This is a genomic window from Arthrobacter sp. NQ7 (genome assembly GCF_029581595.2).
GTDB lineage: Bacteria > Actinomycetota > Actinomycetes > Actinomycetales > Micrococcaceae > Arthrobacter > Arthrobacter phenanthrenivorans_B.
This window is the reverse complement of the sequence record NZ_JARFXU020000004.1, coordinates 167,834-193,028: the sequence shown is the minus strand read 5'-3', so window position 1 is coordinate 193,028 and position 25,195 is coordinate 167,834. Positions and strand designations below refer to the sequence as shown.

Annotated in this window: 19 protein-coding genes and 1 pseudogene; 7 read left to right on the top strand and 13 right to left on the bottom strand. The window is 63.6% G+C overall.

What is annotated here, in order from left to right:
• Positions 1–46 precede the first annotated feature (46 nt).
• The 4 genes from PUN71_RS07065 to PUN71_RS07050 form a co-directional block, all read right to left on the bottom strand.
• Positions 47–1,042, bottom strand: a complete 996-nt coding sequence (locus PUN71_RS07065) for a sugar ABC transporter substrate-binding protein (protein ID WP_277797846.1) — start codon at positions 1,040–1,042, stop codon at positions 47–49.
• A 62-nt stretch (positions 1,043–1,104) separates the two neighbouring features.
• A complete protein-coding gene (locus tag PUN71_RS07060) occupies positions 1,105–2,262 on the bottom strand; it encodes an ABC transporter permease (RefSeq protein ID WP_277797845.1) in 1,158 nt (385 codons plus the stop codon).
• A gap of 26 nt (positions 2,263–2,288) precedes the next feature.
• Positions 2,289–3,332, bottom strand: coding sequence for a Gfo/Idh/MocA family protein (locus PUN71_RS07055; protein WP_277797844.1), 1,044 nt, complete (start codon positions 3,330–3,332; stop codon positions 2,289–2,291).
• Positions 3,329–4,465 (bottom strand): Gfo/Idh/MocA family protein, encoded by a 1,137-nt coding sequence (locus tag PUN71_RS07050; protein WP_277797843.1) that lies wholly within the window; start codon positions 4,463–4,465, stop codon positions 3,329–3,331. The genes PUN71_RS07055 and PUN71_RS07050 overlap by 4 nt, the downstream gene beginning before the upstream one ends.
• Positions 4,466–4,715: 250 nt before the next feature.
• On the opposite strand from PUN71_RS07050, the gene PUN71_RS07045 reads away from it, so the two are divergent.
• Positions 4,716–5,990 (top strand): ROK family transcriptional regulator, encoded by a 1,275-nt coding sequence (locus PUN71_RS07045; RefSeq protein ID WP_277797926.1) that lies wholly within the window; start codon positions 4,716–4,718, stop codon positions 5,988–5,990.
• A gap of 356 nt (positions 5,991–6,346) precedes the next feature.
• On the top strand, positions 6,347–7,246 hold the full coding sequence (locus tag PUN71_RS07040; protein ID WP_277797925.1) for a helix-turn-helix domain-containing protein: 900 nt from the start codon (positions 6,347–6,349) through the stop codon (positions 7,244–7,246).
• 285 nt (positions 7,247–7,531) lie between these two features.
• Here PUN71_RS07040 and PUN71_RS07035 read toward each other — a convergent pair.
• The 7 genes and pseudogenes from PUN71_RS07035 to PUN71_RS07005 form a co-directional block, all read right to left on the bottom strand.
• Positions 7,532–7,726 (bottom strand): annotated as a pseudogene (locus tag PUN71_RS07035) (4a-hydroxytetrahydrobiopterin dehydratase); the annotation flags it as partial.
• 1,179 nt (positions 7,727–8,905) lie between these two features.
• Positions 8,906–10,633: a CocE/NonD family hydrolase gene (locus PUN71_RS07030; RefSeq protein WP_277797842.1), complete on the bottom strand. Its 1,728-nt coding sequence runs from the start codon at positions 10,631–10,633 to the stop codon at positions 8,906–8,908.
• Positions 10,626–11,591: an MBL fold metallo-hydrolase gene (locus tag PUN71_RS07025; RefSeq protein ID WP_277797841.1), complete on the bottom strand. Its 966-nt coding sequence runs from the start codon at positions 11,589–11,591 to the stop codon at positions 10,626–10,628. The genes PUN71_RS07030 and PUN71_RS07025 overlap by 8 nt, the downstream gene beginning before the upstream one ends.
• Positions 11,588–12,535, bottom strand: a complete 948-nt coding sequence (locus PUN71_RS07020) for an alpha/beta hydrolase (RefSeq protein ID WP_277797840.1) — start codon at positions 12,533–12,535, stop codon at positions 11,588–11,590. The genes PUN71_RS07025 and PUN71_RS07020 overlap by 4 nt, the downstream gene beginning before the upstream one ends.
• Positions 12,536–12,539: 4 nt before the next feature.
• Positions 12,540–13,667, bottom strand: coding sequence for an FAD-dependent oxidoreductase (locus tag PUN71_RS07015; RefSeq protein ID WP_277797839.1), 1,128 nt, complete (start codon positions 13,665–13,667; stop codon positions 12,540–12,542).
• A gap of 64 nt (positions 13,668–13,731) precedes the next feature.
• The gene (locus tag PUN71_RS07010; protein WP_277797838.1) at positions 13,732–14,685 is read right to left on the bottom strand and encodes a phosphotriesterase family protein; all 954 of its coding nucleotides are present in this window, start codon (positions 14,683–14,685) and stop codon (positions 13,732–13,734) included.
• A gap of 50 nt (positions 14,686–14,735) precedes the next feature.
• Positions 14,736–15,746: a phosphotriesterase family protein gene (locus tag PUN71_RS07005; RefSeq protein WP_277797837.1), complete on the bottom strand. Its 1,011-nt coding sequence runs from the start codon at positions 15,744–15,746 to the stop codon at positions 14,736–14,738.
• Between the two features lie 211 nt (positions 15,747–15,957).
• Here PUN71_RS07005 and PUN71_RS07000 point away from each other — a divergent pair, with 211 nt between their 5' ends.
• The 5 genes from PUN71_RS07000 to PUN71_RS06980 are packed head-to-tail and all read left to right on the top strand — an operon-like array spanning position 15,958 to position 20,929.
• Complete coding sequence (locus tag PUN71_RS07000; RefSeq protein ID WP_277797836.1) at positions 15,958–17,700, top strand: MFS transporter; 1,743 nt, start codon at positions 15,958–15,960, stop codon at positions 17,698–17,700.
• Between the two features lie 44 nt (positions 17,701–17,744).
• Positions 17,745–18,917, top strand: coding sequence for a cytochrome P450 (locus tag PUN71_RS06995; protein ID WP_277797835.1), 1,173 nt, complete (start codon positions 17,745–17,747; stop codon positions 18,915–18,917).
• Positions 18,914–19,108: a ferredoxin gene (locus PUN71_RS06990; protein ID WP_277797834.1), complete on the top strand. Its 195-nt coding sequence runs from the start codon at positions 18,914–18,916 to the stop codon at positions 19,106–19,108. Before PUN71_RS06995 ends, PUN71_RS06990 begins: the two co-directional genes overlap by 4 nt.
• Positions 19,105–20,289 carry an NAD(P)/FAD-dependent oxidoreductase gene (locus PUN71_RS06985; RefSeq protein WP_277797833.1) on the top strand — a complete coding sequence of 395 codons (1,185 nt, stop codon included), beginning with the start codon at positions 19,105–19,107 and terminating at the stop codon, positions 20,287–20,289. The genes PUN71_RS06990 and PUN71_RS06985 overlap by 4 nt, the downstream gene beginning before the upstream one ends.
• 25 nt (positions 20,290–20,314) lie before the next feature.
• On the top strand, positions 20,315–20,929 hold the full coding sequence (locus PUN71_RS06980; RefSeq protein WP_277797832.1) for a TetR/AcrR family transcriptional regulator: 615 nt from the start codon (positions 20,315–20,317) through the stop codon (positions 20,927–20,929).
• Positions 20,930–21,224: 295 nt separating this feature from the next.
• Here PUN71_RS06980 and PUN71_RS06975 read toward each other — a convergent pair whose 3' ends face one another.
• Together PUN71_RS06975 and PUN71_RS06970 are read right to left on the bottom strand one after the other, a co-directional pair.
• A complete protein-coding gene (locus PUN71_RS06975; RefSeq protein WP_277797831.1) occupies positions 21,225–22,604 on the bottom strand; it encodes an MFS transporter in 1,380 nt (459 codons plus the stop codon).
• A gap of 267 nt (positions 22,605–22,871) precedes the next feature.
• Positions 22,872–25,052, bottom strand: coding sequence for an amylo-alpha-1,6-glucosidase (locus tag PUN71_RS06970; RefSeq protein WP_277797830.1), 2,181 nt, complete (start codon positions 25,050–25,052; stop codon positions 22,872–22,874).
• Positions 25,053–25,195: the final 143 nt, after the last annotated feature.

Genomic DNA, 25,195 nt, shown 5'->3' with positions numbered 1-25,195 from the left:
CAGACAGTGGCGCCTGGCCCGTCCGGGTTAGTTGAGCCGGACTGGCCTAGTTTTTGAAGATGTTTCCCCAGAGCTTGGGGTCATCGACGTTTTCCTTGGTGATGAGTTGGGTGTCGGTCAGCTGCATCTTCGGGACCTGCTTTCCGTCCAGAATGTCGACCTCGGCCTGCAGGGCGAGGGCTCCCATCTCGAACGGGTTCTGGTCCATGGTGGCGTCTTGGACGCCCTTGCGGATCCGGTCCAGGGCCAGCGGTGTGCCGTCCACTCCGACGAGCGGGATGTGGCCAGCGGCCCCGACGGGGGCGCCCTTGTTGATCTGAGAGAGTCCCGAGACGACGCCGCGGACCATTTCGTCGTTGTGGCTAAAGAGGCCGCTGATGCTTGGATCCGAGGTGAAGTTGTCCACCGTCAGCGAGAGGGCGTTATCGGCCGTCCACTGCGCGTCGCGGGAGATAACCTTGATGCCGGGGTTCTGCTGGATGCCTTCAGTGAAGCCCTCACCGCGGAGGATCGCGTGGTATGCACCCTTCGCTCCCTGGTATTCGAGTACCGTTCCCTTGTTCCCCATCAGCTTGGCCAGCGCGTCGGCGCCAAGCTTCCCAGCCTTCTTGTTGTCGAAGGCAACGGCGGCATCGGCGACGTCACCGGGAATCACCGAGTCAACCGTGGTGACCGTCTTGCCGGCGTCGTGGATCATCTGGACCCCGGGAGCGAGTTCTGCCGAGTTGTTCGGGCTCAATACGATGCCGTCCACGCCCTTGGCGAGCTGGTCCTGGATCTGGCTGATCTGGGTGCTGGAATCGCCCTTGGCATCCAGGACGGTCACGTCGACGTTGAGTTCTTTGGCCCTGTCCTTGATGCCTTGTCCGAGGGCGACCATGAATTCAAAGCTCTGGCTGTAGAGCAGTACCGCGATCTTTTTTGGCTTGGCTCCGCCGCTGGCGTCCTGGCCCGATGAAGAGGGGGATGCGCCGCAACCGCTGAGGGCGATGGTGGCGGCGGACACTGCCGCTAGGATCGCCAATTTAGGTGAGGTCTTCATTGACTTGCTCTTTCTGTAGGTTATTCCGACGGGTGCACCGACGTGCGGTGGCATCGAGGAGGTTAGGCGGGTGTCCGGGCCGTCTGGTCCTGGCCGGCTTCGGTCACCTTGGGGCTGCCCGCTTTCTGGTCTGCGGCGGGCGCGGGTCCGATCTTGCGTTTCCTCGAGAGGTTCCGCTTGACGTACTTGTAGCGGTAGACGTCCAGGGCGGCGGCAGCGAAGATGACTACGCCTTGGACGATTTTGTCGTAGGAGGACGGGATGCCCAGAAGGTTCACGGCGTTGGAGACCATGGCGATCAGCAGCACGCCCAGGAGCGTGCCCTTGATGTTGCCCTGGCCGCCAAAGAGGCTGGTGCCGCCGATGACGACGGCCGCGATGATGGTCAGTTCGATGCCGTCTCCGGCGCGCGGGCTGCCCGAGGCCAGGCGGCCGGTGAGCAGCAGGCCTGCCATGCCGGCTGAGAGGCCGGCGATGACGTAGGCGTTCATGGTCACCCGGTCGACCCGGATACCGGCCAGCAGTGCGGCTTCTTTGTTGCCGCCCACGGCGTAGATGGACCGCCCGTAGGTGGTACGGGTTAGCGCCAGGTGTGCCAGGTAGGCTAGCAGCAGAACCGCCGGGATGAGCAAGGGGACGCCGGCGATTTTTGCGCTGACCATGTTGGTCAGCAGCTTCGGAACCGGGGTGATGTTGCCGCCGTCGGTGTAGGCGAAGGCGATGCCGGATCCGGCGGACAAGGTTGCAAGGGTTGCGATCAGCGGGGATATTTCCAGTTTCGTGACCATCAGCCCGTTCAGGGCGCCCACCACCCCTCCGACGGCCAGGCCGGTAAGGAGGCCGACTTCGGCGGGCATGTTCATTTTCACGATGACGCCCATGGACAGCACGGAGGCCAGGGCCGCGGTGGATCCGACCGAGACGTCGATGCCTCCTGTCAGGATCACGAAGGTCATGCCGATGGCGAATACGCCCAGGATGGTGCACTGGTAGAGCAGGTTGACCAGGTTCACCGGGGTCAGAAACACCGGGCTGAGGAAGGTCAGCAGTACACCGAAGAGCAGGACGACGACGAGCAGACCCTGCGCGCCGATGAAGCTGCCGACACCGGAAAGCTTTGATCGGGTCTCGTCCCCGGACCTGCCGGGGCCAGCCTTGCTGTTAACCGTGCCGGCTGCGCCGGTGGCTGTTTGTGGCTGCATGGTTGTTTCTCCAGTCATTTCGACACTTCCTCAGGCCGGAAGTGCTAGTTGCTGCCGAAGAGTTCGGCGTTGGTCTTTAGGGAAATGGGCGCACCGTCCTTGCGGGCGGAGTCGGCGGTGGCCATGACCAGCTGCAGGCTCTGGATGTTGTCGGTGACGTCCGTTTCAGCCTTCTGGCCGGTTTCGATGGCGTCGCGGAACGCAGCCAGTGTTCCCAAACGTTCCTCGACCGGCAGGGGATCCAGGTCGACGTGCATGACGCCGGAGCGTTCCACCGCGCCGGCGAGGAAGACGGTGTCGAACAGCGAGGCGAAGTTGATCGTGACCTCGTTGTTCTTCCACGTGATGGCGCCCTTGCTGCCTTGGATTTCCCAGTCACCGTCCCAGCTGGTCTGCGGGCCGTAGGAGCTCCACGAGCCGGTGTAAACAACGCGGGCACCGTTGTCGCAGTCGAACTGCACAACCGCGGAGGCGTTGCCCTTGAACCTGGACGTGCCCGTGTTCCAGGACCGTGCACGCACGGCTGTGGGCTCTACCCCGACGATGCCGCGGAGCTGGTCCAGGTGGTGGATCATCGCGTCCACGATGAGGGGTTCATCCATTTCGAGCCGGAAGCCTTCGAACGGGGGGTTCTTCTTGTAGTCGATAAAGACGTGCTCGAGGTCTCCGATGACCCCTTCGCTGATGAGGCGTTGGACGGTCCGTGCCGCGCGCTTGAACCGGTAGTTCTGCGACACCATGGCCTGCTTGCCGGATTTTTCCGCCGCTTCGATGATCCGGATTCCGTCCTCAAGGCTGTGTGCGAGGGGCTTCTCGATCAGTACGTGCACACCGGCTTCGAGGGCCGGGATGGCCACTGCGGCGTGGTATTCGGGTGGAACGATAACCAGGACCGCGTCAAAGGTTTCCTTGTGATTCAGAGCTTCTTCGATCGTGGCGTAGGCCGGGATTCCATACTGTTCACCTGCGGCCCCAGCCGCGACCGGGTTGACGTCGACGACGCCGGCGAGGTCCCAGGTCTTGCTTTGGTGAATGACGTTCAGCCATGAGGCGCCCCATGCGCCGAGGCCTACCTGGATGATTTTCACTGCTGCACTCCTTCTAATTGTTTGATGTTTGGAACCTCGCTCCAGTGACCGCTTGTGTTGGATTCGAGGATGCTCTGGGTAAGGACGGCGGCCCGCAGCCCGTCCCGGAACGTGGGCAGACCCTCCGGGCTTCCCCCGCCGATGGCGGCGTAAGTATCGGCGACGAAGGCATTGAAGGCATCCTGGTAGCCCTGTGGATGCCCGGCGGGGAGGACGGAAAGTCGCGCTGCGTCCGGCGACAGGGCGTCCGGGTCGCGGACGAGCAGCTGGGAGCCGGCCCGTTTGCCCAGCCACAATGTCTCAGGTGCTTCCTGATCAAACTGCACAGTGCTTTCGGTGCCGGAGATCTCGATCATCAGCCGGTTTTTCCGGCCCGGTGCGACCTGGCTGACCAGAAGGTTTCCGACAGTGCCGCTATCAGTGGTGAATACCGCCGCAACGAGGTCTTCCGTCTTGACGTCCTCGTGGTCAGCCCGGCCGGAAAACAGAGTTCGGCTAACAGCGCCGATCCGGGCGATCCGGTCATTCGTGACGAATTCGATCAGGTCGCACAGGTGGGAGCCAATGTCAGCGAACGCGCGTGATGGGCCCCCGAGACCGGCGTCCACCCGCCAATTGTCGTCATCCCGGGACAGCAGCCAGTCCTGGAGGTACGACCCCTGGATGGAGGAGATCCGCCCCGTCTGCCCGGCAGCAATGCGTTCCCGGGCTTCCCGCACCATGGGATGGAACCGGTACACAAAGGGAACGGTAGCAACCGTCCCGGTGCTCGCGGCCAGCTCCACCAGACGGGCGGCATCCTGCACATTCGTAGCCAGGGGCTTCTCGCAGACCACGTGCTTGCCGGCTGCGAGCGCGGCCTCCGCCACGGCTAAATGGGTGGCATTCGGGGTGCAGACGTGGATGACATCGATCGCATCGTCCTCTATGAGGTTCTGGACGGAGGGGTAAGCCTGCGTGATGCCCAGACGGTCTTTGGCGCGGGCGGCACTGGCAGGGCTTGAAGATGCGATGCCGGCGACTTCCGCCCCCGCAGCACGGGCGGCTCGGCTATGCACCTGAGCCATGAACCCGGCGCCGACGAACCCGGCCCGTAACCGGGAGGGGGCTGTCGTGGTTCTGTGGTTTTCCATGCCGAAACAGTGACATGCACGACAGGGCTTTCGTCAGTCGCCCAGCAAAAGTCTGCACCTTCTGACGCTGGTAGGTAGGTAATCCACTCCAAAGTTGCACTTTTTGATGCTGCGGGCATTGACGAGTGGACGGGAACATTGAGGCGCCTGACACTGGGTGAAGATAAGGGCCCGTCGGGGCCGAGTGAGTCTGATGAGCCACGACCTCGGTCTCATCATTCGCCTCTTTCGAGTTTTGAAATGGAGAGACATGGACAACGGCGGCCCCAGCGAACTTCTGCATATCCTGCGGGACGGACGCCCGCGAACCAGGGCGGACCTGGCCGGAATAACGGGCTTGGGACGAGGTGCGATCAGTTCTCGCCTGGAGCCACTCGTAAGACTCGGACTGGTTGCGCCAGTTTCGGGTGCGCCATCCACCGGAGGCCGCCCGTCAGCACGGCTAGCCTTCAACCCGGGTGCCAAGCTGGCCGCCGCCGCGGACGTCGGCGCCACCCACGCGACCCTGGCTCTTACGGACCTATCGGGAACAGTGCTCACGGAAACCACTGAACGACTTGAGATATCCAGCGGACCTGAAGCTGTTCTGGACTGGCTAACGATGACGCTGACGGGCCATTTGAAAGCGATGAAGCGCCCTGCCACGGATATCATCGCCTTCGGTATCGGATTACCCGGTCCGGTGGAACACTCCACCGGAAAGCCGATCAGCCCCCCGATCATGCCGGGCTGGGACGGATTCGATGTCCCCGCTTACATTCAGCAAATCTTTGACGTTCCCGTCCTAGTCGATAACGACGTCAATCTTATGGCCCTCGGGGAGCGGGCGACGCGCTGGCCCGCTGAGGACAACATGATCTTCCTCAAAGTCGCTACCGGTATCGGTTCGGGTGTAGTCAGTGGTGGCGTATTGCAGCGCGGCGCGGCAGGGGTCGCTGGAGACGTCGGCCATATTGCTGTTTCCAGAGGAGCAGGAATCCTATGCCGCTGCGGCAAGAGCGGCTGCCTGGAGGGAATAGCCGGCGCACCCGCCATTGCCGCGCAACTCCGTGAAATCGGGCTTCAGGCCATCACCGGAAACGACGTCGTCGCACTCGTCCGTTCCGGCGATTTGGCCGCGATTCAAGCAGTGCGCCAGGCAGGGCGTGACATCGGAGAGATGCTGAACATGTGTGTGAGCTTGATTAACCCCTCGTTGATTGTCGTAGGCGGATCGCTCGCACAATCCGGAGAACATCTGATCGCCGGGATACGCGAAACGGTCTACGCACGTTCAACCCCGTTGGCGACCCAACACCTGAATATCACCCAATCCGAAACGGGGCCGGAAGCTGGAGTGGTTGGTGCCAGTATCCTGGCCATCGAGTATGCCCTCGCCCCTCACCGAGTCAATCACCTCGCAGCTAGGCTGAATTCCGGCGAAGATGAAGACAATCATGGTCTCCAGAAAATGGGGCACGCCGCCCACACATCCCAACCGCGCCAGGGCATGACGCCCGAGCAGTTGCAGGACGCATTTCCCTGATCAAGTCGTCACAGGAGGCGATGCCACTGTGATTAGTAAAGGAGAAGGCGGGGCAGGAGTCACTTCCAAGCGCCCACCGCATTTTCCCAAGGCAAATCGCCCGTGCAACCGGGTAAAATTACGCATAACAGCCGAGGTCGTTCCAGTCGGTCGTTTGAGCCTCCGGCGACCGCTTGCTAACGGTCGTGCCGCTCTCAGCACTGCCCAAGTGCTCGGCTGGTGAGGAGGATGGTATGCCTCAATCGGAGAACGCGAACAGCGGCCGACTGCGACTATATAAAGTTCCTGAGGGGCTCACTCCCGAACAACGGTTCGAACATTGGCGTGTCTGGTATGGCAGCGCTGTGGAAACCCCAATGCGCTTGGAGAAGATTGCCCGCACGACTCCCTTGTCCGTCAACCCCTCAGCCATCAATCTTGCCGGGCCGGGCTTCAGCCTTATAGAAATGCATAACGCTGCCGCTCGGGGCTTGTGGACGCCCAACCCCGACGCCACGGATGTGCGCCTGGCCTATTTCCGCAAAGCACCGGGCCTAACCCTCACCCTCGACGGGGTGCCTGAGCCAATATCACCAGGCTCCGTGAGGTTTATCGATACCTCGCTGGGCGGAAGTTTTGATGCGCCCGAAGGCTTTCACGCCTTGCAACTCAACATTGACCGCACCAGCCTCAATGTGAGTCAAGCAGCGCTGCGTTCCTTGCTTCGCCTGCCTGACCTTGCCAATCACCCAATTGTGGGCACTTTCGTGATCCCTGCTCTGCTGAGCTGGAAGCGGCCCGGCATCGACGGCGAAGCGTCGGGCACCGCAGAAATCCTCCGATCTGTTATGGCGACCCTTGTGGGTTCCCTGCTCGAAACCGCAGTCAATGATGAGACGCAGAAACCGGCCCTAAGCCGCGCAGTGAAGAAATATCTTGATGCCAGTTATGACAACCCGAATCTTGATGTGGCTATGGTCGCGGAGAAATTCAATCTCTCCCGTCGCTCTTTGTTCTACTTCTTCCAGAACGAAGAATTTCACTTGGGCCAGCGGATACGCGCAATAAGGACCCGCAAAGCCCTCGAACTCCTCCTTCAGCCCAACGCCCAAAGGATCACCTACTCAGAAATCGCGACCATGTCTGGATTCACCAATGTGCAAAGCCTGCGCCGTGCGGTAAAAGAATTCACCGGAATGAACGTGAGGGAGATACATCGATCTGAAACCGTTGTCCAGGACGCGCTGCGACAACTGCGAGAGTCCTTGAACCCGTAGATATCCACCTCTCCGGGCTTTGTAGCGGTCGAGCAGATGTTCAGCTCGAAGTAACAAGCAGGCAGGTGCAAAGTCCCGGACAGCTCGGGATTCGGCCAACGAACCCTTAAAACGTCGATAGTGGAGATTCCGTAAAGGCCGCTTAGCGCCTCGACGAGTCTTCGCCTCTGCCCGACGGCGGGAACTCACTCCGCGGTGGCGACCCCGAGGTCGGCGGCGTGGCTGCTCGATGTCGCGGCTGGTGATCCCGCCGACATCGTGGCTCGAGAGCGTGACGCGGACCTCGGGGTAGGTGAGCGTGAGGTCGGGGTGGTGGTTGGCCTCCTCGGCGGAGGCGCCGCTGCGGTTCACGAGTTCCAGTCCGGTGGAGAACTTGCGGGTCTTGAAGTTGGCGGTGAGAGCCTCGCCGATCAGGTGCCAGCCGGTGAGCCCGGCCTCGGTGAGCTCGGCGGCGGACAGCTTCCGCTGGGGATCAGTCATAGTGTCATCATGGCTCCCGAGGGTCGCCCTGACCTACCCCCGGGATGCACCTGCTCCCAGTGTGATGGCCGGCACGGGAAACGCGGGTAAAACACCGCACATTGCGGGGACCACCGGCCGAGCTCGAGAAATTGGCCCTTGCGCAGGGGTGCGGGCAATGTCCACACTCTGGCCTTTGAACTGGGAGGTATATCGGTCGAACCCGCTCGGATTTCCCGTGTTTCCGCCAATTCCCGGTGTATGCAAGGCCTAGAAGACAGTTCGAGTCCCACCTCGGGCACGACAAATCGCCTCGAGAGAGGGGGTTTTTTGGTTTGAGCGTGTGTACAGAGCTTTGGCCCGTTGACTCTGACGGTTGGTTCGTGGGCTTTGGCCTGGCCGCCGCGGTGGCCTGTTCGGGTGTGTGGGTGGCGGGATCAGGACCTTGGCTTGTGGGTCCTATGCTGCTGTCTGCTGCTTTTCTGTCGTTCCTCGTTCCGGTTCTGGCTTGTTGGGCGGAGCGTCCAACACCAATTCATGGTCCGGAGTAACGGGTACTACATGATCATTCCGTTTCGGGCCCGCATGGTCGTGAAAGAGGAGAATCAACCTCTGAGTCACCCTGGACCGTCAGTGCGCCCGGGCGTCCGCCTCATTCATCCCCGAAGGACTCTGCGATGACGCGAAGTCAGGTCAGTGCCGCGACGGCCTGGGCCAGGGACTCGACCCAAGGAAGGCTTGGTCCGTATCAGGGACCAAGCCTTGCTTGGTTGTACGGCTGGGTGTGTGGAGGGAGAGTTCGGAAAGGCGGCATCCTGGTCCTGCTGAAGTCCGATGCCGCCGGACTCTATCCGGAGCTCCCACCAATAGGGTCTGCCCGCGAGCGGGGCCAGCAAGCGCTCGGGCTCAGCAACGGCTCACGACTGGGCCTTTACCAAGAGTTCGTGCCTGTGGTGGAGCAGAAACTCGTGCCTATAGTGGAGCCCGATCCAGGGTGAGGCAACAATTTCGTCTATGTCAACGGGAATTGCCCGACGGGTCGGCATCTCCACGGCTATCGGGCTGGGCTCCGGCGTATGAGGCAGGCATTCTTCCCGGCTCGGGGTCTGTGGAACATTTCGGCGCGTGCGGAGGGGCATGTCTTATCAGCTTCTCGTTGGTTCGGTGATGTCCCACCCGTCCTGCCTGCGAAAAGCAGTCTCAGGTTTCCTGCGTGGGCGTTGTGAATGGCAGGACAAGCCGGGAGTGGTGGTGGGCGTCGCGGTAGATCTTGTGGGTAACGGGCCTGCCGACCGGGAGGTGGAAGGCGTCCGGGGGGAGCAGTGCGTTGTGCTCGTCGGCGAGTGGCTCGTTGTTGGACAGTTCGACAACGAGGCGGTGTCCCGGGTTGAAGGTGTTGGCGAACGGGTAGAGGCGAACTACGTATTCTTCAATTCTCCCCGGCTCCACGGGAACCGTACGGGTGTGCGGGTGGTAGGGGCTGCCCTCGGTGGTACGGTCGTCGAGTTCGCGATGGGAGGCTTTGAGGTACCCGGTGGTGATGAGCTGCCGCTTCCCGTTTGGCGCTGTGTCCCACAGGCGCAGGATGAAGTTCGTGTCCGGCTGGTCGATTTGAACGAAGATGTGTGCGGCACCGGTGCCGATCATCTCGGTGGGTTCTTGGAAGGCTTCCGTGCTCCAGCTGATGATCTGCACCTGGTCGGTGACGGTGAGCGGCGCCTGGTAGAAGCCGTCGGGGGCGGCGTATTCGGTGCCCATCAACTCTGGTTCAGCGGAGAGCTTGTGGCGCGGTCGCAGGTAGAGGGAGGTGTACTCGATGTCCTTGGGCGGCCATGCATCCGCCGTGACCACCTCGCGGGAACCTTCCACGAAGACGGACACGGCGGGTTCGTCCATCACGCCGTTGTCGATGCCCTTGATCCAGTAGTCGTACCAGCGGAACATCTTGTCGTGCTCTTCGATGAAGGGCCGGGACTGCATGGGCGGGTACGGGCCGATGTCCAGCTTCTTCGGCCCCTTGAGCGCATTGAACAGCTCGATGGTGCCGTCCAGCGTCCAGCCGCGGCCCTGGTCCAGCTGCAGCCACACCGGGATATCGATATTCGGGGCCAGGGTGATTGGATTGCGCTCTTCGTACCAGTCGCCGTCGAGTTCGTTCATGACGATGTCGAACCACGCTTCGTGGTTTGTGGGGTAGTTCAGGACGTGCACCAGGTTGGGCCAGGCGGCTACGTCCGGGTCCTGCAGGCGTTTGGCCACGAGCTCCTTGAGTTCCTCCGGGGAGTGCTTTTCGATCATCCGGGACTTCACCCGATCCGTGAAGGCCCAGCCGGAGTCCCCGCCGCGGCCTTCGCGGGCGGCGCGGGGCATGAACCACATGACGCCACCGTGGTAGGTGGTTTCGTAGAAGTCGTAGTGTCCGCCGGAGACGAAGATGGCCTTCAGGTGGGGCGGGCGTTCGGCGGCGGCGAGGATCTGCATGGATCCGAAGTAGGAAATGCCCACCATGCCCACGTTGCCGTCGCACCAGGGTTGCTCAGCGACCCATTCGATGAAGTCGTAGGCGTCCTGGCCCAGGGAGACGCCGCCGGCGTTGTAGTTGCCGATATGTTCGCCGCCTGAGTGCCCGGAGCCGCGCAGGTCGCCGATGACGTGGACGTAGTCTTCCTTTACGATCCGGGCGATGTCACCGGCTTCGATGCAGCCGTCCCACATGGGGCTGGGCCGGCGCTGCGGCGGGGTGCTCAGGGCCAGGGCCTGCAGTTCCTTGCCGTACGGGCTCAATGCCACCAGTGCGGGCCGTGGCTTGTCATCGGTGCCCTGGTAAGCGTCGGCGGCAAGTTCCACGCCGTCGCGCATGGGGACGCGCAGGTCCTTGCGGACGGCAATTTTCTGGCCGCCGGCGTCGATCGTCTGGTATTCAGCCATGGTGGTGAATGCTCCTCTGCAAAGGCGTGGGGAATTGTGTGCGGTAGCCGTTCATTGTGGTGAAGAAGGGCGAGGGCTCAAGGGCGGGGTCGCCGTCGTAATGAAGCTCCCGAGCCGCGGGTGCGAAGGGTGAGTATGGGGATTCCGTGTCCTCAAGGCGAGCGGCCAGGCACCGGCAGGTGGCCGCGCTGACGCGGGCTTCGGTGTCCAGGCTTTCGGTGAGGGCTTCGCGGGCCTGGTCTTCATCGAGTTCAACGCCGTAGGGCGTGCCGTCCCCGCGACGGTAGGGGTGCCCCAGATACAGACGGCGGGGCCGGACCTTGTCTCGGAGGTATTCGAGGCTGGAGCGGTAACCTTCGGGGTCCACGTAGCCTGGGAACCCATTTGCGGCGCCGTGGACCTGCACAGCGTCTCCGACGAAGACGTCGTTCTGCCCGTCGATGACGTAGGCCACTGAACCCGACGTGTGGCCGGGAATCGAGTGGACCGACACGGTGACGTCGTCTCCCAACGAGATGGTCTCGCCGCCGCGTACGAGGATGGACGGCTCCATCTCCCCCGAGATCACGGCGTTGGCGGCAGCCACCTGCTTCGTCTCGCCGTCAGGATCCTGCAGGTACTGGCCCCGGCCTGAAAGATATTCGTCCACGTGCGCCCGGCGTGAGCGGAGCATGGGGGCATCGGCCTCGTGGATTACCACCTTGGCGCGCCGCCCGGTGAGTTCCCACAGGGCGTGCGCGCCTCCGATATGGTCGATGTGCCCGTGGGTGAGAAGTATCCAGCGGACGTCCTCGATGCGGCGGCCGATGGCTTCCAGTGCCGGCGCCATGCCTTCAGCGGGGGAGGACGCGATCCCGGTGTCCACGATGGCGGGTTCCGGGGCGTCGATGAAGAAGCTGTACAGCCCGAACCTGCCCCACGGTGAGACCAGAGGATGGACAGCGACAGGTGTTGTCATTGCCCGGCCTCCGTTTTTATCGGTGCAGTGTTCAGGAACGCCGCCGTCTCTTCGAACGCCCGGTGGTACTCCGGGAGCCAGGAGAAGTGCTGGACGAAGCCATGTCCGGCGCCGGCATACCGGCTGACGGTGACGGGCACCCCGGCCTCTTCCAGCCGCCGGCCGTAGAGCTCACCTTCGTCCCGCAGGGGGTCGTGCTGGGCGGTGATGATGAGCGCCGCTGGGAGCCCGGTAAGGTCCTGGCGTTTGATGGGGGAGACGAGGGGATCGGCCGGGTCCGCACCGTTCTGGAGGTAGAAGGAGTTGAAGGGCTTCAAACCCGCAGTTTCGAGGCCGTACCCGACGGCGTTCTCCCGCATCGAGGGGTACCGGTCTTCGTCGAAGTCCAGGTCGAGGGACGGGTAAAACATGACCTGGTGGGTGATCCGGTTGAACCCGTCGTCGCGGGCTTTGGCTGCGACGGCGGCCACAAAGGTTCCGCCCGAGCTGTCGCCGGCAATGGCGAGGTTCTTTCCGTCCCATTTCAGGCTGTCACCGTGCCCCGCGGCCCAGCGGACAACGCCGTAGCAGTCCTCGAGCCCTGCCGGGAAGGCGGACTCGGGGGCAAGCCGGTAGCCAACGGAGATGACCTTGTGGCCCGTTTCCTTGGCCAGGGCCCGCGCCACGTGGTCGTGGGTGTCAAGGCTGCCCAGGAAGAACGCGCCGCCGTGAAAGTAGACCAGCAGGCCGTAGGCGTTGGCGTCGGCCGGTGTGTAGATCCGAATGGGTATGTCGCCGGCTGGCGTCACGGCAGTGGCGTCTTCGACGGCGTGCAGCGGCAGGCGGTCCTCCAGCGGTGGGACCTGCGTTGCTTCGCCGGCACGCATGGCGTCGGGGTTCAGCGGGCCCGGTGGCGGCGGCGGGAGGGTGCCGAGGATCTTGGCAATTTCGGGATGCAGCGACATGGGCTCAGGCCTGTCCTACGGCGGTGGGCTGCTGGGACTTGGGCTTCTGGCCCGGGAAGACGTCGTTGACCTCTTCTTCGCTCCAGCCCTGGCGGGAGATGCGCTGCAGCTCATCGGTAACGGGCTTGCGGGTGGCCTGGAACAAGGCCAGCGCCTCCTTGACCGAGCCGGCCTGGGCCAGTGCGTCGGCCAGCGCTCCGGCGTCTTCAATGGCGGAGTTGGCGCCCTGGCCCTGGTGGTGGAGCATCGAGTGGGCGGCGTCGCCCATCAGCACCACCGAGCCGGTGTGCCAGGTGTCCACGGGGTCGATGTCATAGACGGCGCGGATGTTCACGCTGTCCATGTCCAGTCCGCGGGCAATGCCGACGATACGCTCGTCAAAGCCTTCCACCGTCTTCAGGAGGTCTTCCTTGGTGATGCTGGGCGCCCAGGTGCCGTCAGGGTTCAGGGCGGTGATATCAAAGGACATTTGGTTGCGGTGGCGCAGCGGCAGCAGGTAGACCTTGGTGCCCTTGCCGATGTACATGCGCAGGTTGTCATCGGTCACCATGCCGTGGGCGTCGTCGGCGGAAATCACCACGCGGTAGGCGTGCTCTCCGGAAAATACCGGGCCCTTGGCACTGAAGAGCTGCTCGCGCACCGTGGACTTGATGCCGTCGGCGCCGACCACCAGGTCGGCCTCGGCGGTCTCACCGTTCGCGAAGGTCAGGACGGAGCGGCCGCCTTGGTCTTCGACAGTCTCCAGCCGGTGGCCCAGCTGCACCATGCCCTCGGGGAGCACGCCGAGCAGCGCCTCGATGAAGTCACGGCGATGGATGAGGTAGGTATGCTTCTCTTCGCCGGATTCCGGCCAGGTATCCTTCATGATCGGGTCGCCGGTGGCTGTGAGGATTTGGAAGTAGTCGCTCGCGGAGCTGACGTTGGCGATCGCGTCGAAGATGCCCCACTGGCGGAACCGGGCCACGGTGGCCGGGCGCAGGCCGATGCCGGCGCCGACCTCGCCCATCTGCGGAGCCTGCTCATAGACCGTGACGTTTGCACCGAGCAGGCTCAGTGCCTTGGCCGCGGCAGCGCCGCCGTAGCCTGCGCCGACGATGGCGATCTTGAGGTTTTTGAGGTCTTCAGCCTTCATTGGATAAGTCTCTTTCGTGTGTCAGGCGGGGCCTGGGGGTGGAGGGAGTGGTGGCCTTTGTGGGTCAGGCGTGGAGCGAGAGGAAGTCGGCGGGGTTCTCTTCCAGGAGGAGCTTGAGGGTGGCGTCGTCGATGCCGGCGGCGCGCATGTCGGGGATCATGTCCTCGAAGATGTAGTTGATGGTGTGGCCCTTCACGCCCGGCCAGCCAAGGGGGCTGCAGTTTGCGTCGGCGGAGACGAGGAGTTTGTCCGCGTAGCCCTTGTTGACGAGCTTGACGAAGTGCTCCATGCGCTCGGCACGTTTGCGGCCCCAGAAGGGCGGGTCGGGCACTTCGAGGTCGTAGCCGAAGGTGTCGAAGCCGATCCGGCCGCCTTGTTCGTAGATCCAGTCGTGCGGGGTGATGGGGGCGTTCAGGCCGTCGTCGGCGTGGCCGAAGAGCACCCGGTCCAGCGGCAGGCCTTCTTCTTTGAAGATGCTCACGGCGGGTTCGGGGTCGATGGCCAGGTGGGTGAGGATCGGGGCTCCGGTGATGACGGCGGCGCGGGCCGCGGCGCGGTAGATCCGCTTGTCCAGGTCCGTCATGCGTCCGCCGCGGCTGACGCCGACCTTGATGACGCCGGCCTTGGCGCCGGTATTCCCGATGCCGACGGTGATTTCGTGGATGAAGACTTTGGCCAGGTAGTCCACGGTGGCGCGGGAGAAGTGGGGCAGGGCGGTGTCGCCGCCGACGAAGCCGGTGCAGGCCACGATGTTGACGCCGGTCTTCCGGGAGAGGGACTTGTAGTAGTCGATGTCGCGGCCGTTGCAGATGCCGGTGGCGTCCACCATCGTCCCGCCGCCGTACTCGCGGAACTTCCGGAGCTTCGGCACGGTCTCCTCATACGCCTGCTCCGGAGATTTCCACCACCTGGTGTCCAGTTCGGATCCGGGCATGCCGTAGCCGATGTGTTCGTGGACCGCCACGATTTCCAGTTCTTCGGCCGGGATGGTTCCCAGCACCGTGTTGACCTTGGTCATTCGTTCACCTCAGGGTTTCGAAAGCTTGTTGTGGGGGGGCGGCGCGTTGCTTAGCGCACGGTCAGCAGATTGCGCGGGTTCTCCACGAGGATGCGTCGGGCGTCGTCTTCACCAAGTCCGCGGGCGTGGAGGAAGGGCATGAACGTGGTCAATACGTGGCTGTAAGGCAGGTTGTACTCCGGCAGGCCCTTGGCCACGCCGATCGAGTTGCCCGAGAGGATGATCTTGTCCGCATGGCCGCCTTTCACCAGTTCAAGGATCAGTTCGGCGCGTTCCTGGTCGGTGAGGTAATCGGCGTGATCGTTCAGTCCCACGCGGTCAATGCCCACAAAAGCCCCGCGGGCCGCTACCTCAACGGCGGAGCCTTTCGCATCCCGCCGATCGAGGCCGCCAACCAGCACGCGGTCCGCGGGAAGCTGCTCGTCCAGGATGACGTCCAGGTCGTGCAGGGCGTCGGCGCCGAAACGGATGGAGACGGGCACCCCGGTTTCCCGGGCAGCCCGCGCGGATCCGCGGAAGAGGCTTTCCTCCGTCGGGGTCATGCCGGCCCGGTCAGCGGTGGTGGCGACTATTCCGGCTGCCGCACGGCGTTCCACCCTGGGGACCACCATCCCCTCGGTGACCTCCTTGCCGAAAAGATCGGCAAATTTCTCGGCCGGCCACGGGGTGGGCGGGTTGGTCTGCGGTGTCAGGAAGTACCCGCCGAGCTCTTCCTCAGGGCCCAGGCCGGTGGAGGCGACGATGTGGACGCCGGTGGATCGGGACAGCGCCTCATAGAGCTTGAGGTCGCGGCCGTGGAACATGCCGGTGCTGTCAACGATGGTCTTGCCGCCCTGCTCGCGGAAGTCCCGTAACTTGCCGGCCAGGGTTTGGAAGGTCTCCGCCCGGTCCATGGAGATGTCAGGAGCGTACTGGGCACCCGGGAGCACCGATAACAAGGCCTCGTGGACCGCGACGACGCCCAGTTCAGAAGCAGGTACAGGCCCGAGGACCGTATTGACGGTATTGCCGTCCGTGGGCTGGAACGCGTCACCGGCAGTGATGGGGGTGGTGTGACTCACTTGGCTTCTCCCTTGGAGATCGGGTGCTGAATGCAGGAGCGCCGCGGAGTTCGAAACGTGCCGTCGCTCCGTTGCGGTGTCGCCAGCATCACACAATTCTTTACACGGTGTCAAGGAAACTTTCGTGCATAAATTTACTTGACACAGTGTAAGCGTTCGCTTCAGACTGTTAGCGACATCACGTGAGTGAGGAAACAAAGGAGTTTCACCGATGACTACGACCAACACTGCGCAGGTGGGAATATCGCGAAGTCCCGGCTCGGTACGGGCCACCTTCGTGGCCGCCTACAGCGCGGTTACCCTGGCTCAGATCACCAATGCGCTGCCAGGTGCCCTCAGCGGCACCTTCGCCGTCGAATTCCGCACATCAGGCGCAGGCCTGACCTGGATCGCGGGCATGTTCCTGATGGGCATCGTGGTCTTCGAGCTCAGCTGGGGCCTGCTTGGCGACATGTTCGGACGCAAGAAGCTGCTCTACGTCGGCGCCGCGGTCAGCGTTGCCGGGTCCGTACTCGCAGCGGTGGCGCAGACCACCGGAATGATGATCGTCGCGCAGGCGGTCGGCGGCATCGGGGCGGGCATCCTGTTCCCCATCTCGCTGTCCATGATCGCGGCCATCACCCCTGACCACCGCGCACGGGCGAAGGTTATTGCCACCTGGGCAGGGTTCCTGTCCCTCGGCGCGGTTATTTCCCCCGTGCTCGCCGGCTTCACGGCGCAGTTCTTTACCGTTCCAGGCGCTGCTCCGGGCGCACCGAATGCGTTCAGCGGCTGGCGGGCCGCCTACCTGATTGCAGCAGTAATTGCCGTTCTCGTCCTCATCGTCGCTCTGCGGGCGAAGGACTCCGCCGCCGCCGAGGGGCGCAGACTGGACCTGCCCGGCCAGATTACGCTCGCGCTCGGCCTGATCGCCGCTCTCTACGCCACGGTGACCGCAGTGGATGCCGGCTTCGGCAGCGCCCAGGTGATTGCAAGCTACATCGTGGGCGGCGTCCTCCTGGTTGCGTTCGTCGTTATCGAATTACGCACCGCGCAGCCACTGATCCACCTGTCGCTGTTCAGGAACAGCTCCTACTCCATCACCGGCATTGTGGCGGTCACGGGCATGTTCGCCTTCCTCGCGATCTGCTTCAGCACCAGCGTCGCCGTCAGCGGGCTTGCCCTTGCTGAGACCTGGAAGGTCGGTGTGCTCTTCGTCTTTATCCAGGGGCCTGCATTCGCCTTCATCCCGGTTGTAGGATGGCTCATCCACCACGTGGCCCCGCGCTGGGTGCTCACTGCTGGCTTCGCGCTTATGGCCGTCTCCGGTTTCTGGCTCTCCACCTTCGCCCTGGGCACCCCGGAGGCCTTCGGCGGCACCCCTTGGACGGCATTCATCCCGCCGCTCCTGGTGCTGGGTATCGGATTCGCCCTCACCGTTGGATCTGTCACCGCTGTTGCTATCAACACCGTCCCGCCCAAGCAGATCGGCATGGCTTCGGCGACGACAAACCTCCTGCGCGACCTTGGCTTCGCCCTCGGCCCCGTCGTCGGCTCAGCCATCGCCTTCGGGATCGGAGCCACGGCCTTCGCGGGTCCCCTCGCCGGGATCCTCAGCGGGGCAGGCCTGCCCTCGGAGGCCGTCAACGGGCTGGCAAACGTGCCGCCGTTGGGCTTCCTCTCCGGCTGGGAAGGGGTGATCGCCCAGTTCTCCGGGCAGGCAACGGCAAGTGGTGCGCCGGTGCAGGCCGTCGAGGGCATGGTTCAGGCCATCAACGCTGCACAGCTTCAGATCCGGGGCGTGGCGGAGACCTCGCTCGGCCAGGGGTTCCAGGCTGTGTACCTCACCGCGGGCATCGCGGCGGTCCTCTCCGCCGTCCTTACCCTCTTCATCTCAGCACGGACCCCGGCACCTACGCCCGACGCCATCGCGGAGACCACCGAAGCCAACGCCGAAGCCACCGTCCAACGCTGACCTCCGGCGCCGACCACGACCTGCCATCACCAAAAGGAAAACCCATGACTGCACCCATCACATCCGACATCGACATCTGGGATGATGACATCCTCGTCGACCCCTACCCCACCTACGCTGCGCTCCGCGAGCAGGCCGCCGTCGTTCATCTGCCCAAGAACGACCTGTATGTGCTGACGCGCTACGACGCCATCCGTGACGCCCTTGGCGATCCGGAAACGTTTTCGTCCACCAGCATCGGGTTCAACCCCATGGTGAACGAGGCGCTGCAGGGCACCTCGCTGGCCTCCGATCCGCCAATCCACACCCAGCTTCGTGCCACGCTGTCGCAGAACCTCACCCCCCGCGCGCTCCGCGGCTTGAAGGTGGTCATTGACGGAAAAGCCGACATGCTCGTTGCCGAACTGGCCGCCAGCGGAAGCTTCGAGGCCATCGATTCCCTGGCCCGTGCGTTCCCGATCGAAATCGTTGCCGATCTGATCGGGTTCCAGGGTCACGTCAAGGACAACATGCTCCGCTGGGGCCAGGCCGCCATGCAGGTGATCGGCCCGCTGAACCAGCGCACCCAGGAGAGCTTCCCGATCGCCGGCGAGCTCTACGGCTGGTGTTCGTCGGTTATTGCCGAAGACCTGGCCCCCGGCTCCATTGGCCGCGGCATTTTCGACGCCGAGACCCGGGGCGAGATTCCCGCCGGCACCGCAGGGCACATCATCCACCAGTACCTCGGAGCTGGCGTTGACACCACCATCGCCTCCATCGGGAACATCGTTGCGCTGTTCGGCCGCCACCCTGAGCAGTTCGAGCTGGTCCGGCAGAACCCGGAGCTCGTCCCCGCGGCCTTCGCCGAAGTGCTGCGCTATTGGGCGCCGGTCCATATCTGGGGCCGTAAGGCCACCCGGGACGTGGAGATTGACGGAGCCATCATTCCAAGGGGCGCCCAGGTGGGCATTCTATTCGGGGCCGGCAACCGGGACCCGCGGCACTACGAGAACCCGGACGCCTTCCATATCAAGCGCAATCCCGTGGACCACTTGTCCTTCGGCTATGGGCCGCACGGCTGCGCCGGCCAGGGTCTGGCGAAGCTTGAGGCGCACGCAATCATCGAGGCCCTTGCCCGTCGGGTGAAATCGCTGACCATTTCCGACGAGGCCCGCGAGCCCAGTAACATCACCCGGAGTTTCGAGTCGCTGCAGGTTGAAAAGGTGGTGGCAGCATGAGGATCGAATTGGACCGTCCGCGCTGCGAAGGACACGGACTCTGCGAGGAAGCCGCCCCCAAACTGATGCACCTGGATGACGACGGCGAACTGGTCATCGATGTGCCGGAGGTGGACGGGACCGACGTGGACGCCGCCAAAGCGGCGGTCAGGGTTTGTCCCGTTGCTGCCCTGCGATTGGCCGCGGCATGACGATGCGGAGGATCGTTGTGGTCGGCAACGGCATCGCCGGACTCACTGCCTGTGACTCGCTGCGCTCGGCCGGATTCGATGGTGAACTGACCGTTGTGGGCGCGGAACGCCACCACCCATACAGCCGCCCCGCCCTGTCCAAAGCGCTGCTTCACGGTGATGACACCCTCCAGGCGCACGAACTCCCCGAACCTACCCACGATGCAACCGAGTTGCTCGGCGTCCGCGCCACGGGCCTTGACGCCGATGCCCGCCTCGTGCGCCTGGAAGGGGGCGGTGAGCTGCCCTATGACGGCCTGGTCATCGCCTCCGGTTCCCGGGCGAGGCGCCTCACTGGCGTACAGCAAGGGGATGGCTGTCCCCGCGAGCTCACCCTGCGCACCATCGAGGATGCGATCCTCCTCAAGGAACTCGTCGCCTCGCGTCCGTCCGTTATTGTGATCGGCGGTGGCCCGCTCGGGATGGAGGTAGCGTCCGGTTGCCTGCATCTGGGCTGCGAGGTCACGCTCGTCTCCGACGTCGCGCCACTGGCGCGCCAACTCGGTGCCCATCTTGCCGGTATCTTTACGACTGCCGCCATCCAGCGCGGCCTGCGCGTGGTGCAAGGCGGGCATGCCCGCCTTGCACATCACGATTCAGGGACACGGGTCGTCCTCGACGACGGCACCGGGCTCCATGCCGATCTGGTGGTCACCGCCATCGGTGACGACCCGAATATCGAGTGGCTCGCAGGCTCAGGCATCCTCACGGACGGGTCGCTGCGCGTCGATTCCCGCGGCCGGGCCCGGCCGGAGATCGTCGCCGCAGGTGACGTGGCATTCTTCCCAACCCTCCGCGGAGTTCAGCGGGTTCCCCTGTGGACGAGTGCCATCGACCAGGCGAAGGTCGCCGCCGTCGGCCTGCTGCAGGGCGACGCCGCACCGGAGTTGAACTTCACGCCGTACTTCTGGACCGAGGGCTTCGGCCTTTCCCTTAAGGCAGTCGGATTCACGCCCGTGACCGGCGAAGCCGATTTTTGTGAGCCCGGCGGGGAGAGCGGGTCGTTGCTAATGCGATGGCAGAACGACGACGGCTCAGGAACCGCCGCCGCCGTCAACTACCGTATCCCCGTCCCCAAACTGCGTCGCCTGGCTGACACAGGTCCCGCTGCATTGCGCCCTGCAGGGTCCGCCCGCGTCTGACACCACAGAACGTTAGGATTGACCCATGTCGTCGCTTCGGGAAGCCCAGAAAAAGCTCACGCGCGACATGATCGTTGAGCGCGCACTCGAACTCTTCACCGAGAAGGGTTATGCCGCGACAACTATCGATGAGATCGCGGCGGCAGCTGGCACCACCCGGGTGACCTTCTATGCCTACTACCCCTCACGCAGTGACCTGATGAGGGACTTCATGGGGCGCGTCAACGCCGTGCTGGACCGGGCGGACGGCCCGGAGGCGGGGTCTTCGGAAGCCAATCTCGTGGACGTGGTGCGTGTGGGCGAGCTGGCGGGCATTCTTGCCTGGCTTGAATCAAGGGCGGCGCTCTGGCCGGTCTTCCGCCCCTACCTCGACATCCTTGACGAGGCAGCCGCTGTGGACCGCGAGGTGCGCACCATGGTGGAGGAATGGCACGAGGAAGTCATTTCCGATCTGGTCAAGGGAATGCGTCTCGCTGGCCGCTTCTCCGAGGAAACGCATCACATCCGCGGAACCCTGGCCTTCACGCAGCTTGACTATGTGGCCACGCTCTGGACCCGGCGAAAGCTTGAACCAAACCGCGAGCATGCCCTCGAGATCCTCGCCGACAGCTGGTTCCACCTGCTCTGCGACGAAGGCTGAAGCAGCCAAGAGAAGCCCAGAAGCGGCGGTACACATTCGGATCGAATGCGTACCGCCGCTTCTGCGTCCTACGAAACAGTCACGGTGTCCTCCGACCTCCACGCCCGGACGCGGGGGCCCTATGCCAGGAGGGCATCACGCTGCGGAACGCGAAGACCTCTTACTCGTTGGCTGTGTGTGGTAGCCACTACGCCTAAGAGGTCTTCACGTATTCACGATGTATCCAACGTCCTGACCCATACAGCTAGTTCGCGATCAGCTCGGGGCCGATTACCCGTTATATCTGCATGGCAGGCTAACCAGCGAGGCCGTGCGTAGCTGTGCCCGCGGGCACGGTCGCGGCCGTGAGGACGGCCGTCTCCCGCTCACTCTGCTGCACCTCGTCGAGTTCCTTGAGCGTGTACTTTTTGGTCTCCTTCGCGGTGAGGGCGGAGATTCCTGCCAGGACCATGAACCCGAGCGCGACCATCGACGGGCCAACCCAATCTTTCAGGTCGGGGCCAGCGAGTGCTGTCGAGAGAACGGGGCCGATGACGCCCGAGATGGCGAATCCGACCTGGGTGCCAAGGGCGAGTCCGGAGACGCGCAGCCGGCCCGGGAACATCTCTGCGAAGAACGACGGCCAGGACGCGTTCACCATGGAGTAGAAGAGGGAGTAGTTGATGATGCCAAACAGGAAGATCAGCGACCAGTTGCCGGTCGTGATTGACCACAGGTAGGGCACCATGGTGATGCCTACGCCGCCCGTTGCGATGAGGAACATCGTTTTGCGGCCGATCTTGTCCACAAGGAATCCTGCCAGGGGCGTGATTCCGAGGGCGATCACTGCCGAGACTGTGGTGGTCAGGAGCATGGTCGGCTTATCCAGCTTGTATCCGGCGGTCCCGAACGCCACCGAGAAGGTCTGCATCATGTAGCTGGTGCCCGCGATGAGCGCACAGAATACGATCCGCAGCACCGCGCGCCAGTGGAAGCGCAAAAGGTGCCTGAGGGGGGCGACGTTCACCTTGGCGGCCTGGACCTTTACGAACTCAGGCGGCTCCTGGATGTGGCGGCGGATCAGGTATGCAGCGACGACCACGACGGCGGAGGCCCAGAACGGCAAGCGCCAACCCCAGGTGAGCAACTGCTCCGAGGGCATAGCAGCGATCGGGATGAAGACCAGAAGTGTGAGCAGCGTGCCTGAGGAGGAGCCCAACGTGGTGAAGCTCGCCAGGAAGCCACGACGGCCCTCGGAAGCATGCTCCAGGCTCATGGTGATGGCACTGGGCTGCTCGCCGGACAGGCACAATCCTTGGATGACGCGGATCAGCACGAGCAGGATCGGAGCAAGAGGACCGATCTGGGCGTACGTGGGCAGGCAGCCGATCAGGAAGGTGCAGCCACCGATGCCGAACAGTGTGATCATCATGACGAATTTGCGGCCGCGGCGGTCACCCAATGGTCCCAAGATGAGGGAGCCGAGCGGGCGTACAGCGTAGCCGACCGCGAACGTGATCATGGCGAGCAGCACGCTGATGCCCTGGGGCAGCTCGGGCGAGAAGAAGAGGACGTTCAGAACCAACGCCGACGAGGTGCCATACACCGCGAAGTCGTAGTACTCCAACGTCGTGCCGATCCAGGCCGCGACTGCGGCCCGGACCGGGGTCTTCTTCGGAAGTATGGTTTCAGTCATTTCGTCTCCGTTGGTGATTGGGTGAATACCGGCTGCCGCTACACCTGGGCTCTGGAAAAGAGATTCCGAGTGGAATGTCCGGTTGGTCCTGCTGTGAGCTCTCTCGCAAGTCGTGTTTACGGCTTCGCGGACCGGCCCCAGACATCAAGTTAACGTTTGCGGTGTGGGTCACACAAAGTCCGCTTTTATGTACCTACATAGCGATTCGTTATGGCACAGAGGCGAAAAACGGTAAGCCTTGGACAACAGGAAGCTCGACGTGGTTCCCTAACCAAGAGGGTTTGACGTGGGACGACTATTTCCACGACGCCGCACCGCTTCCTCAACCAGTTCGGACATCCACGGTCGGTGTCCCCGGTGAAGGGCCATCTCCGGGGGTAGTCCTTGGATGGACGGGACGGAGCCGGCGATGTCGATAGTGATGCGGCCATTGCCAAGCGGGGCGTTGGAGATGTGCAGGTCCCCGAAGGACTGGGGGAGTACGGGATCGAGCCACACGCCGCCGGCTGACACGACCGGGTCATAACGCATCAGGCTGGACACGATCTGGATGGGTGCGGTGGCTGCCCAGGCTTGAGGCGAGCAGGCGGTGGGGTACGGAACGGGAGTGCCGAGGTGGTCCCGGCTGAAGCCGCAGAACAGTTCCGGGAGGCGGCCGTCGGAGAACTCTGCCGCGTCCATTATCCCGGTGGCGATCTTCTGCGCTTCGGCGACGAAGCCGTACCGGAGGAGCCCGGCCGTGATGATGGCGTTGTCGTGGGGCCAGACGGACCCGTTGTGGTAACTGGCCGGGTTGTAGGCGCCCATGTTGCTGGCCAGGGTGCGTACGCCCCAGCCGCTGAACATTTCCGGTGACATCAGGTGCGCGGCAACTTGCGGGGCTTTGTCATCGTCGATCAGGCCTTGAAGCAGGCAGTGCCCCATGTTCGAGGCACAGGCATCAACCTGCCGTTTCCTGCCGTCCAGCGCGATGGCGTAGTACCCGCGCTCCGGGATCCAGAATTGCTCGTTGAACTGCTTCTTCAGCCGGGCAGCGCGATCGGTGAGGTCGTTACCCAAGTCCATGTCACCGGCCTCGTAGGCCAGCCATGCCCGTGACAGGTAGGCGACGTAGACGTAGGCCTGTACCTCGCAGAGCGCGATTGGTGGCTCGGCCAGGGTGCCGTCGGCAAAGTTGATGCCGTCCCAGGAGTCTTTCCAGCCTTGATTGACCAGCCCCTGGTCGTTGAGCCGTTGGTACTCGACGAAGCCGTCGCCGTCCTTGTCGCCGTAATTCACGATCCAGTCCAATGCGCGGTCGGCGTGGGGCAGCAGGGCCTTGATGGTGTCCGCGGCGAATCCCCAACGACTGACCGCACCGAGCACCATCAGGAACAGGGGAGTGGCGTCCACGCTGCCGTAGTAGTTCGACTTGCCGCCCAGGGATAGACCGCTGGAGACATCGAGCCGGACCTCGTGGAGGATCTTGCCGGGTTCCTCTTCCGTTATGGGGTCCACCACGGTGCCTTGGCGGTCGGCGAGGGTCTGGAGTGTGCCCAAGGCCAGCGAAGGGTCTACCGGCATAGCCATCACCGAGGCCCACAAGGAGTCCCTTCCGAACAGGGTCATGAACCAGGGTGCCCCGGCGGCGACGACCACGCGCTCCGGATGGTCGGGGTCCTCGATCCGCAGAGCGCCCAGGTCCTCATAACTGCGGCGCAGGGTCCGTTCCACGGAGCGGTTGGTTACCTGCAGCACGGGGATTTTCGCCACCCACTCCCGTCGACGACGGTCTGGGGGGGACAGGCTATCCCCCTCGGAATGGGTGAAAGCTGGTGCTTGGGCTCCATCGTTGCTGGGCAGAACGGTCAGGACCGTGCTCCATTGCCCATGAGCGGGTACGGACACCCGATACTGGACGGTGTTACCGGATATGTCGGCACCTGGTACGTGGATGGCGGTGCCTTTGCGGACGTCCTGCCAACTGCCCCGAATGGTGAGCATCCCGCCGTCGGATTCTCGTGTTTGCTCCCATTGTCGTCGGATACGGGCCTCCTTCACCTCGAAGAGGTCCGCGTAGTCGGCCCCCGTTTCCAGAACGATGAGGCACTCAGACGGCTCCTGGGAGTAGTTATGGACGGTGAGCTGCTCCTGGAGGCCGGCCCCGACTTCCCGCAGCCGTTCCACGATCAGTGGGCTGTCCGCGTAGCCGTCGGACCGGGGGATCCTTGCAACAAATGCGGCACGGAACGGCTCCTTTGTCTCCGCTGTAAGGGGTTCAAGCGCCTGTCCATTCACCGTGAGTCGCCAGGTAGAAAGGATCCTGACGTCAGCCACGAAGAGGCCGTGCGCACGGTCGGCCTGAATATCCCCGTTGGACGACGAAATGCAGAAGGATGAGCCCTCGACCAACGTCACAGAGCCAGCCCCTAGTGGACCGGCCGCCGTATCCGCATTCCACCCCGCCATTCTGGCCTCCTCCGCGACTACCGAAGCGGCGCACAAGCAGACACCGCGCTCGCCGCGGCCTCTTCGAAAAGACGCTACGCTTGGTTGCCAATCGCCGCCAGAGCGGAGGCGTGAAGTAAGCCGGAACTCGTCTGCGCCGGCGT